Origin of the sequence: Saliniramus sp., from assembly GCF_035311605.1 — a bacterium.
GTDB lineage: Bacteria > Pseudomonadota > Alphaproteobacteria > Rhizobiales > Beijerinckiaceae > Saliniramus.
Genome location: NZ_DATGCW010000377.1, coordinates 1 through 10055, shown reverse-complemented (window position 1 = coordinate 10055; position 10055 = coordinate 1). Strand labels below are relative to the sequence as shown.

The following is a 10055-nucleotide window of genomic DNA, read 5'->3' as shown; positions in this document are numbered from 1 at the left end:
AGATGGTGATGCCGGGTGACAACGTGGCGATGGAAGTCGAGCTGATCGTGCCGATCGCCATGGAAGAAAAGCTGCGCTTCGCCATCCGTGAAGGCGGCCGCACCGTCGGCGCCGGCGTCGTCGCCGCCGTCCTGGATTGATAATTCTCATCGCCTCGCGCAAAACGCTGCGCGAGGCGATTGTGTTTCGGCAGGCGATGGGTTATGCGTCGCTGCCGTTGCGGGCCGGGTCGACGTGATCGCACGATCAGGCCGCCCGGATCGGCTTCCGCCGCTAGGAGTGTAGCTCAACTGGTCAGAGCACCGGTCTCCAAAACCGGGGGTTGGGGGTTCGAGTCCCTCCACTCCTGCCAGCGACGGGGATGTGACGAATACGGTATCGGGGATGCATCTCCGCACCGGTATTCGCAGGTTTGTTTTTCAGGGTGGCGCGGGCCATGACGGCTCCGCGCCCGTTCGATATGGGGCGCGCGGCGTCCCCGGACGCATGGCCGCAATCGAGAGCGACGGGCGAGCGATCGTGACCCGTCAGGCGAGAGAGTGATGGCGAAGACGAATCCGTTCGAATTCATGCAGCAGGTGCGCGCCGAAGGCTCGAAGGTCACCTGGCCGACCCGCAAGGAGACCATGGTGACCACCGGTATGGTCTTCATCATGGTGATCCTGGCCGCGCTGTATTTCCTCGTCGTGGATCAGGTCCTGCGCTGGGGCGTGGGTTTCATCCTCGGTTTCGGTGGTTGAGGAGCGCGACGGTCATGGCAAAGCGCTGGTATATCGTTCACGCCTATTCGAATTTCGAGAACAAGGTCGCGCAGTCCCTGCAGGATCAGGCCGCGCAGCGCGGGCTCGAAGACATGTTCGAGGAAATCCTGGTGCCGACCGAGAAGGTCGTCGAGGTCCGCCGCGGTCGCAAGGTCGATACGGAGCGCAAGTTCTTCCCCGGCTATGTGCTGGTGAAATGCGAGATGACGGACGATGTCTATCATCTGATCAAGAATACGCCGAAGGTGACAGGCTTCCTCGGGGCCGACAAGGCCAAGCCGCTGCCGATTCCCGATCACGAGGCGGAGCGCATCAAGGGGCAGGTGGCCGAGGGTGTCGAGCGCCCGAAATCGGCGCTGATCTTCGAGGTCGGCGAGACTGTACGCGTCTCCGACGGACCCTTCGCGTCCTTCAACGGCGTCGTCGAGGAGGTGGACGAGTCACGTTCGCGCCTCAAGGTCGCCGTCTCGATCTTCGGCCGCGCGACGCCGGTCGAACTCGAATACGCCCAGGTGGAGAAGGTCGCCTGACCTGACGATCCGTCTGCGGCGCGGCGTGCCTTGCGGCACGCCTCATCGCGCGGGAGGCCCGCCCGGTCGCCATCCGGGCCCAGACCGGCCGCACCGCGCCCTGCAAACCCATGAACACTCCGGTCGGCAACCGGTGCGTTCGTACGTGGAGCAGTCCCATGGCGAAGAAAATCGCGGGATACATCAAGCTTCAGGTCCCCGCCGGCGCGGCCAATCCGTCCCCGCCGATCGGCCCGGCTCTGGGTCAGCGTGGTCTGAATATCATGGAATTCTGCAAGGCCTTCAACGCGAAGACCCAGCAGATGGACAAGGGCACCCCGATCCCGGTGATCATCACCGCGTATCAGGATCGGTCCTTCACCTTCGAGATGAAGCAGCCCCCGGTCTCCTTCTTCCTGAAGCAGGCGGCGGGGATCAAGAGCGGCTCGCAGGCGCCGGGCAAGAGCACGATCGCCAAGGTCACGGCCGAGCAGGTGCGCGAGATCGCCGAGAAGAAGATGGTGGATCTCAACTGCGACAGCGTCGAGGCAGCTGCCGCGATGATCGAAGGCTCCGCCCGTTCCATGGGCATTCAGGTCACGGGCTGAGGAGAGCGACATGGCGAAAGAAGGCAAGCGCATCCGCAAGGCCCGCGAAGGGCTCGATGCCAACAAGCTGTACGAGCTCGGTGAGGCCATCGGTATCCTCAAGGAGCGCGCCAGCGTGAAATTCGACGAGACCATCGAGATCGCGATGAATCTCGGGGTCGATCCCCGTCACGCCGACCAGATGGTCCGCGGTGTCTGCAACCTGCCCAACGGTTCCGGCCGTACCGTGCGGGTCGCCGTCTTCGCGCGCGGCGCCAAGGCCGATGAGGCCAGTGCCGCCGGTGCTGACATCGTCGGCGCCGAGGATCTGATGGAAACGATCCAGGGCGGCACGATCGATTTCGATCGCTGCATCGCCACGCCGGACATGATGCCGCTGGTCGGCCGTCTGGGCAAGGTACTCGGCCCGCGCGGTCTGATGCCGAACCCGAAGGTCGGCACGGTGACCATGGACGTGAAGGGCGCCGTTGAAGCCGCCAAGGGCGGCGCGGTGGAGTTCCGCGTCGAGAAGGCCGGCATCATCCATGCCGGTGTCGGGAAGCTCTCCTTCGAGACCGACAAGCTGGCCGAGAACATCAAGGCCTTTGCCGATGCAGTGGCCCGGGCGAAGCCGGCGGGCGCCAAGGGCACCTATATCCAGCGCGTGTCGATCACATCGACCATGGGGCCTGGCCTCAAGCTCGACGTGGGCAGCGTCGTCGGCGCTTGAGCACTTTCGGCATCTGCCGTTCTGCGTGTTCGGCAGGTGCCTCGCGGGCAGTGGCGAAAGGGTCTTGACTTTTTCGCCATTTTCCCCTTGGCATCCGGGTGCTGACGGGTTATTGAAGCCACCTGCGTATTTGACTGGATTTTGTGCGCCTCACCGAGGTGACTTCTCCTTTTATCGCAAATCGGCCCGATCCGTCGGGCTGTGGAAGGCCGGACGTGGCGGGCATGCCCGTCTCATCCGGATCTGTCCTGTCCGAGACTGCAGGTGCCGCAAGGCTTGAACCCGCAAGGGGCCGGCACAGACGGGGAAAACCGATTGCCGCATCGCCCGCTGTTTGCGGGTCGTTGCATGAGGTTCGAACCATCTCGCCCGGAGCGTGTATGCGCGGAATGGGGGACAGGGCTTGCTTGAACGGTCGCACGTTGCGGCCTCGGCAGCCCCGAGGCGAACGAGCGGCAAGTGCAACCGGCGGAGCGCCCTTCGAGGCGTTTCCGCTCAAGTCGGAGAGAGCCCAGTGGAAAGAGCAGCAAAGCGCGAGCTCGTCACGACGCTCAACGACGTATTTGCGAATACGGGCGTTGTCATCGTGGCCCACTATTCGGGTCTGACGGTTGCCGACATGCAGAAGCTGCGCGCGCAGATGAAGCAGGCCGGCGCTACCGTGAAGGTCACGAAGAACCGCATCGCCAAGATCGCTCTCGAAGGCACGGATGCCGCGTCCATCGCGCAATACCTGGAGGGGCCCACCCTTCTGGCGTATTCCGACGATCCGGTCGCGGCGCCGAAAGTCGCCACCGAATTCGCCAAGTCCAACGAGAAGCTCAAGATTCTCGGCGGGGCGATGGGGGTGACGGCTCTGGACGCGAATGGTGTGAAGGCGCTTGCCTCCATGCCCTCGCTGGACGAACTGCGCGGCACGCTCGTGGGGCTCATCAATGCCCCCGCGACCAAGATCGCCCAGCTCTCCACCGCGCCGGCGGCGAAGCTCGCCCGCGTGTTCAGCGCTTATGCCAAATCCGAGGAAGCGGCTTGACGCCCATCCTGCAAACCCAACATCGTTCGAACCTATCAGGGATCAAAGACAATGGCTGATCTTGCCAAGCTCGTCGACGACCTTTCGTCGCTCACCGTCCTCGAAGCTGCCGAGCTCGCGACCATGCTCGAAGAGAAGTGGGGTGTCTCCGCTTCCGCAGCCGTGGCCGTCGCTGCTGCTCCGGCTGCCGGTGGCGCTGCTGAAGCTGCCGAGGAACAGACCGAATTCGACGTCATTCTTGCCGCCGCCGGCGACAAGAAGATCGAGGTCATCAAGGAAGTTCGCGGCATCACCGGTCTCGGCCTGAAGGAGGCCAAGGACCTGGTCGAAGGCGCGCCCAAGGCCGTCAAGGAAGGCGTTCCCAAGGAAGAGGCCGACAAGCTGAAGGCTCAGCTCGAGAAGGCCGGCGCCAAGGTCGAGTTGAAGTAATCAGGCGGCCGCGATTGCGGTTTCTGCCTGAATTGCGTTCCGACGGTCCCGGGTTTTCCCGGGGCCGTCGTTGCCGTCCGGTGCGCCGGTCGGTATCCACCCCCTCCGCAGCGGCGGCAAAGGCGCGGGGGAGGGGCGCGGGGGAGAGGGCACTCCTTCGCTCAGGGCCGGGGTGATCGGCGATCCCCCGCTTTCGTTTCAACCGGCGTACAGCCGGACGGCTGACCAGGCGTTCCGACGCCATCGACAGGGCCGGGAGACCCGGTCAGCCGTGCATGAGGAGCAAGGTCGGACATGGCCAACACGCTGCAAGGTCGCAAGCGCATTCGCAAATTCTTCGGAAAGATCGGGGAAGTGGCGGAGATGCCCAACCTCATCGAGGTTCAGAAGGCTTCCTACGACCAGTTCCTGATCGTCGACGAGCCCCAGGGCGGGCGTCCCGATGACGGGCTGCAGGCCGTCTTCAAGTCGGTCTTCCCGATTTCGGATTTCGCCGGAACGGCCCTGCTCGAATTCGTCAAATACACGTTCGAGGCGCCGAAATTCGACGTCGACGAGTGCCGTCAGCGCGACATCACCTTTGCAGCGCCCCTGAAGGTGACCCTGCGGCTGATCGTGTTCGACGTGGATCCCGACACGCAGGCCAAGTCCGTCAAGGACATCAAGGAGCAGGACGTCTATATGGGCGACATGCCCCTGATGACGGATAACGGCACCTTCATCATCAACGGCACCGAGCGCGTCATCGTCTCGCAGATGCACCGTTCGCCCGGCGTGTTCTTCGATCATGACAAGGGCAAGACCCATGCTTCGGGCAAGCTGCTCTTCGCTGCGCGCATCATTCCCTATCGCGGCTCCTGGCTCGATATCGAATTTGACGCCAAGGACATCGTGCATGCCCGCATCGACCGCAAGCGCAAGATCCCGTCGACGTCGCTGCTCTATGCGCTCGGCCTCGATAACGAGGAGATTCTCGCAACCTTCTATGACCGCATCACCTATACCCGCGATGCGAAAGGCTGGCGGGTGCCGTTCAACGGTGAGCGCATGAAGGGGTTCAAGGGCACCACCGATCTCGTCGATGCCGATTCCGGTGAAGTCGTGCTCGAGGCCGGCAAGCGCCTGACCGCCCGCGTCGTGCGCCAGCTCGCCGACAAGAACGTCACCGCCCTGCGCGCGAGCAACGAGGATCTCGTCGGCCAGTATGTGGCCGAGGATGCCGTCGATGCCAATACCGGCGAAATCTATGCCGAGGCGGGTGAGGAAATCACCGAGAAGCTGCTTGAGACGCTGGCCAATGTCGCCTTTGACGAGATTCCGGTGCTCGATATCGACCACGTCAATATCGGCCCCTATATCCGCAACACGCTCGCTGCCGACAAGAACAGCTCCCGCGAGGAGGCCCTGTTCGACATCTACCGCGTGATGCGTCCAGGCGAACCGCCGACCATCGAGACCGCCGAGGCGATGTTCCAGTCGCTGTTCTTCGATGCCGAGCGCTATGATCTCTCGGCAGTGGGCCGTGTCAAGATGAACATGCGTCTCGACCTCGATGCCGAGGATACGGTGCGTACCCTGCGCCGGGACGACATCCTCGCCGTGGTCAAGGCGCTTGTCGGCCTGCGCGACGGCAAGGGCGAGATCGACGATATCGACCATCTCGGCAACCGGCGTGTGCGCTCGGTTGGCGAGCTGATGGAGAACCAGTACCGACTCGGGCTGCTGCGCATGGAGCGCGCCATCAAGGAGCGGATGTCCTCCGTCGATATCGACACGGTGATGCCGCAGGATCTGATCAACGCCAAGCCGGCGGCTGCGGCAGTGCGCGAGTTCTTCGGCTCGTCGCAGCTCTCGCAGTTCATGGACCAGACCAACCCGCTGTCGGAAGTCACCCACAAGCGCCGACTCTCGGCGCTCGGCCCGGGCGGCCTGACCCGTGAGCGCGCCGGCTTCGAGGTGCGCGACGTGCATCCGACGCATTACGGGCGCATCTGCCCGATCGAGACGCCGGAAGGCCCGAATATCGGCCTGATCAACTCGCTCGCCACGTTTGCGCGGGTGAACAAGTACGGTTTCATCGAGACCCCCTTCCGCCGCGTGGTCGAGGGCAAGGTCTCCGGCGAGGTGATCTACCTCTCCGCCATGGAAGAGGCCAAGTACAATGTGGCGCAGGCCAATACCGCGCTTGATGGCGAGGGTCGTCTGACCGAGGAGCTGGTGATCTGCCGCAAGGCCGGTGAAGTCGTGGTGGCGCCGCCCGACAAGGTCGATCTGATGGATGTCAGCCCCAAGCAGCTGGTCTCCGTCGCGGCGGCGCTGATCCCCTTCCTTGAGAACGACGACGCCAACCGCGCCCTGATGGGATCGAACATGCAGCGCCAGGCGGTTCCGCTGGTGCGCGCGGATGCGCCCTTCGTCGGCACCGGCATGGAAGCCGTGGTCGCCCGCGATTCGGGGGCCGCGATCGGCGCCCGGCGCGCCGGCGTGATCGACCAGGTCGATGCCACGCGTATCGTCATCCGCGCCACGGAAGAGACCGATCCAGGCAAACCCGGCGTCGATATCTATCGTTTGCAGAAGTTCCAGCGCTCCAACCAGAACACCTGCATTACGCAGAAGCCGCTGGTGCGCGTCGGTGACGTGGTCTCCAAGGGCGACATCATCGCCGACGGACCCTCCACGGAGTTCGGCGAGCTGGCGCTGGGTCGCAACGTGCTCGTCGCGTTCATGCCCTGGAACGGCTACAATTTCGAGGATTCCATTCTGCTTTCCGAGCGGATCGTGATGGATGACATCTTCACCTCGATCCATATCGAGGAATTCGAGGTGATGGCCCGCGATACCAAACTGGGCCCCGAGGAGATCACCCGCGACATTCCCAACGTCTCCGAGGAGGCGTTGAAGAATCTCGACGAGGCGGGAATCGTCTATATCGGCGCCGAACTCAATCCGGGCGACATTCTCGTCGGCAAGATCACGCCCAAGGGCGAGAGCCCGATGACGCCGGAGGAAAAGCTCCTTCGCGCCATCTTCGGCGAGAAGGCCTCCGACGTGCGCGACACCTCGCTGCGCATCCCGCCGGGCGTGACCGGTACGGTGGTCGAGGTGCGCGTCTTCAACCGCCACGGCGTCGACAAGGACGAACGCGCCCAGGCCATCGAACGCGAGGAAATCGAGCGTCTGGCCAAGGACCGGGACGACGAGCAGGCGATCCTCGACCGCAACACCTACGCACGCGTCGGCGAGCTTCTGGTGGGTCAGACCGGTATCGCGGGGCCGAAGGGTTTCAAGAAGGATACCGAGATCACCCGCGAGGCGCTCAATGATATCCCGCGCTCGCAATGGTGGGCCTTCGCGGTGGCGGATGATGCCCGCATGGCCGAGCTGGAGGCGATCCAGAAGCAGTACGACGAATCGAAGAAGCGCCTCGAACAGCGCTTCCTCGACAAGGTCGAGAAGCTGCAGCGCGGCGACGAACTGCCCCCGGGCGTGATGAAGATGGTCAAGGTCTTCGTCGCGGTGAAGCGCAAGATGCAGCCGGGTGACAAGATGGCCGGTCGTCACGGCAACAAGGGTGTGGTGTCCAGGATCGTCCCGGTCGAGGACATGCCCTTCCTCGAGGACGGTACCCAGGTCGATATCGTGCTCAACCCGCTGGGCGTGCCGAGCCGCATGAATGTCGGGCAGATTCTGGAGACGCATCTCGGATGGGCGGCAGCCGGGCTCGGGCGTCAGGTCAACGAGGCGATCGAGGGCTGGCGGCGCACGCAGGATATCGCGCCCTTGCGCGAGACCATGACCCGCATCTACGGTGAGGATGAGGGACTGGCCGATGCTGACGAGCAGACGCTGGTCGAACTCGGCTCCAACGTCACCCGCGGCGTGCCGATGGCGACGCCGGTCTTCGACGGCGCCAAGGAGGCCGATATCGAGCAGATGCTCGAAATGGCAGGGCTGAACCGTTCGGGCCAGGTCACACTCTATGACGGGCGTACCGGCGAGCCCTTCGATCGGCAGGTGACGGTAGGCTACATCTACATGCTGAAGCTGCACCACCTCGTGGACGACAAGATCCACGCCCGTTCTATCGGCCCGTACTCGCTCGTTACCCAGCAGCCGCTGGGCGGCAAGGCGCAGTTCGGCGGTCAGCGCTTCGGTGAGATGGAGGTCTGGGCGCTGGAAGCCTATGGCGCCGCCTACACGCTGCAGGAGATGCTCACGGTCAAGTCGGACGACGTGGCGGGCCGTACCAAGGTCTACGAGGCCATCGTGCGTGGGGACGACACCTTCGAATCCGGCATTCCGGAGAGCTTCAACGTGCTCGTCAAGGAGATGCGCTCGCTCGGTCTGAACGTCGAGCTGAAGAACTCCAAGGCCGGCAGCCAGAACGAACTGCCGCCGTCTTCGGAGGCTGCGGAGTGAGGCTGTCCGTTCACGGATGATGCGAGATTGAGACGGCGCGGGGAAACCCCCGCGCCCCTATGCGTTTTCGGATGGGGAGACCGTTGCGGTCCTCATCCAGCGAGGAGACGGCGATGAACCAAGAGGTCATGAATCTTTTCAATACGGCCGCCGCGCCGCAGACCTTCGATCAGATCAAGATCTCGCTTTCGAGCCCCGAGAAGATCCTGTCCTGGTCGTTCGGCGAGATCAAGAAGCCGGAGACCATCAACTACCGGACCTTCAAGCCCGAGCGCGACGGCCTTTTCTGTGCGCGGATCTTCGGTCCCATCAAGGATTACGAGTGCTTGTGCGGCAAGTACAAGCGCATGAAGTACAAGGGCGTCATCTGCGAGAAGTGCGGCGTCGAGGTCACCCTCGCGCGCGTGCGCCGGGACCGCATGGGCCATATCGAACTCGCCGCTCCCGTGGCGCATATCTGGTTCCTGAAGTCGCTGCCCTCGCGCATCGGCCTCCTGCTCGATATGACGCTGAAGGATCTGGAGCGGATCCTGTATTTCGAATCCTACGTCGTCATCGAGCCCGGCCTGACCGCCCTGAAGGAGCGCCAGCTTCTCTCGGAGGAGGAATACCTGCGCGCGCAGGACGAGTATGGCGAGGACAGCTTCACCGCCATGATCGGCGCGGAGGCGATCCGCAAGATCCTCACCGAGCTCGATCTGGAGAAGATCGCGGTCGATCTGCGTCACGAGATCGCCACGACCACTTCCGAACTCAAGCCCAAGAAGCTGCTCAAGCGCCTCAAGATCATCGAGGCCTTCCTGCAATCGGGCAACAAGCCCGAATGGATGATCATGACGGTCATCCCCGTGATCCCGCCGGATCTGCGCCCGCTGGTGCCGCTCGACGGCGGTCGCTTCGCGACGTCGGATCTGAACGATCTCTACCGCCGCGTGATCAACCGCAACAACCGCCTCAAGCGCCTGATCGAATTGCGTGCGCCCGACATCATCATCCGCAACGAAAAGCGCATGCTGCAGGAATCGGTCGATGCGCTGTTCGACAACGGCCGTCGCGGGCGCGTCATCACCGGTGCCAACAAGCGCCCGCTGAAGTCGCTTTCGGACATGCTCAAGGGCAAGCAGGGGCGTTTCCGCCAGAACCTGCTCGGCAAGCGTGTCGATTACTCCGGCCGTTCCGTGATCGTCGTGGGTCCCGAGCTCAAGCTGCATCAGTGCGGCCTGCCCAAGAAGATGGCGCTGGAACTGTTCAAGCCCTTCATCTACGCCAAGCTCGATGCCAAGGGCTATTCAGCCACGGTGAAGCAGGCCAAGAAGCTGGTCGAGAAGGAGCGCCCGGAAGTCTGGGACATCCTCGACGAGGTGATCCGTGAGCATCCCGTCATGCTCAACCGGGCCCCGACGCTGCACCGTCTCGGCATCCAGGCCTTCGAGCCCGTGCTGATCGAGGGCAAGGCAATCCAGCTGCATCCGCTCGTCTGCGCCGCCTTCAACGCGGATTTCGACGGCGACCAGATAGCCGTGCATGTGCCGCTCTCGCTGGAAGCCCAGCTCGAAGCGCGCGTGCTGATGATGTCGACCAACA

7 protein-coding genes, 1 tRNA gene and 2 pseudogenes are annotated in these 10055 nt (G+C 63.5%); all 10 read left to right on the top strand.

Features of this window, described 5'->3' with window-relative positions:
• A pseudogene (gene tuf / locus VKP01_RS16870) lies at window positions 1–140 on the top strand (elongation factor Tu); the annotation flags it as partial.
• 135 nt (window positions 141–275) lie between these two features.
• Window positions 276–352 (top strand) — tRNA-Trp (locus tag VKP01_RS16865).
• A gap of 190 nt (window positions 353–542) precedes the next feature.
• Window positions 543–740, top strand: a complete 198-nt coding sequence (gene secE / locus VKP01_RS16860) for a preprotein translocase subunit SecE (protein WP_324414340.1) — start codon at window positions 543–545, stop codon at window positions 738–740.
• 14 nt (window positions 741–754) lie between these two features.
• A complete protein-coding gene (gene nusG / locus VKP01_RS16855; protein WP_074443228.1) occupies window positions 755–1291 on the top strand; it encodes a transcription termination/antitermination protein NusG in 537 nt (178 codons plus the stop codon).
• 158 nt (window positions 1292–1449) lie between these two features.
• On the top strand, window positions 1450–1878 hold the full coding sequence (gene rplK / locus VKP01_RS16850) for a 50S ribosomal protein L11 (RefSeq protein WP_324414337.1): 429 nt from the start codon (window positions 1450–1452) through the stop codon (window positions 1876–1878).
• Between the two features lie 10 nt (window positions 1879–1888).
• The gene (gene rplA / locus VKP01_RS16845; protein ID WP_324414335.1) at window positions 1889–2587 is read left to right on the top strand and encodes a 50S ribosomal protein L1; all 699 of its coding nucleotides are present in this window, start codon (window positions 1889–1891) and stop codon (window positions 2585–2587) included.
• Between the two features lie 514 nt (window positions 2588–3101).
• Window positions 3102–3620, top strand: coding sequence for a 50S ribosomal protein L10 (gene rplJ, locus VKP01_RS16840; RefSeq protein WP_324414332.1), 519 nt, complete (start codon window positions 3102–3104; stop codon window positions 3618–3620).
• A gap of 51 nt (window positions 3621–3671) precedes the next feature.
• Window positions 3672–4049, top strand: a complete 378-nt coding sequence (gene rplL, locus VKP01_RS16835) for a 50S ribosomal protein L7/L12 (protein ID WP_074443224.1) — start codon at window positions 3672–3674, stop codon at window positions 4047–4049.
• Between the two features lie 294 nt (window positions 4050–4343).
• Window positions 4344–8471 carry a DNA-directed RNA polymerase subunit beta gene (gene rpoB, locus VKP01_RS16830; protein WP_324414329.1) on the top strand — a complete coding sequence of 1376 codons (4128 nt, stop codon included), beginning with the start codon at window positions 4344–4346 and terminating at the stop codon, window positions 8469–8471.
• Between the two features lie 113 nt (window positions 8472–8584).
• A pseudogene (locus VKP01_RS16825) lies at window positions 8585–10055 on the top strand (DNA-directed RNA polymerase subunit beta'); the annotation flags it as partial.

Coding starts and splice junctions, on each gene's coding strand:
- secE (WP_324414340.1), top strand. CDS start 543: ATGGCGAAGACGAATCCGTTCGAATTCATGCAGCAGGTGCGCGCCGAA.
- nusG (WP_074443228.1), top strand. CDS start 755: ATGGCAAAGCGCTGGTATATCGTTCACGCCTATTCGAATTTCGAGAAC.
- rpoB (WP_324414329.1), top strand. CDS start 4,344: ATGGCCAACACGCTGCAAGGTCGCAAGCGCATTCGCAAATTCTTCGGA.
- rplK (WP_324414337.1), top strand. CDS start 1,450: ATGGCGAAGAAAATCGCGGGATACATCAAGCTTCAGGTCCCCGCCGGC.
- rplL (WP_074443224.1), top strand. CDS start 3,672: ATGGCTGATCTTGCCAAGCTCGTCGACGACCTTTCGTCGCTCACCGTC.
- rplA (WP_324414335.1), top strand. CDS start 1,889: ATGGCGAAAGAAGGCAAGCGCATCCGCAAGGCCCGCGAAGGGCTCGAT.